Origin of the sequence: Chromohalobacter sp. HP20-39, assembly GCF_033052815.1 — a bacterium.
In the GTDB taxonomy this organism is placed as follows: Bacteria; Pseudomonadota; Gammaproteobacteria; order Pseudomonadales; family Halomonadaceae; genus Chromohalobacter.
Genome location: NZ_JAWHTP010000237.1, coordinates 1 through 396, shown reverse-complemented (window position 1 = coordinate 396; position 396 = coordinate 1). Strand labels below are relative to the sequence as shown.

Genomic DNA, 396 nt, shown 5'->3' with positions numbered 1-396 from the left:
GTGCTGGGTTCCTTTTCGGGGATCACCTCTAAGGCGTACCGGTCGAGCAGATCGCCGATCGTCCGGCAATTGTCTTGCACGTCCATGCGTTGCCGCCAGGCACGATAGGCCTCTGGCAGTGATGAGCCCAAGCGGAAACGCTTCTTGCCATCCCAATGCTCTTCAAGGCCAGGCGGCACACGGTAGTAGTACGCGCCGTGGTGTAGTTGCCAGCGCGCCGGCAAGCCGCGATTCTCGGCTTTGCGCTTGGGTGGCATTACATCAGGCTCCGATCAAGTTCGCGCTCGCGGACGCGTCGCGTCTCCTGCTTCACTCCAAGCAAGTGCTCGACGTGCTCACGCGCAACCAGAATACGCCCGTCTGCACGCTTGATGTGCTCAATGCCCATCGAGTTCA

The 396-nt window shown here is 60.6% G+C and carries 2 protein-coding genes; both read right to left on the bottom strand.

What is annotated here, in order from left to right; all coding sequences use genetic code 11:
* Positions 1-257 (bottom strand): hypothetical protein (locus RVY79_RS17810; protein WP_317465841.1); only part of this gene is annotated, 257 nt, incomplete at its 3' end.
* Positions 257-396: DUF4224 domain-containing protein (locus RVY79_RS22030; RefSeq protein ID WP_411161744.1), on the bottom strand; the 140-nt coding region annotated here is incomplete at its 5' end. The genes RVY79_RS17810 and RVY79_RS22030, both read right to left, overlap by 1 nt.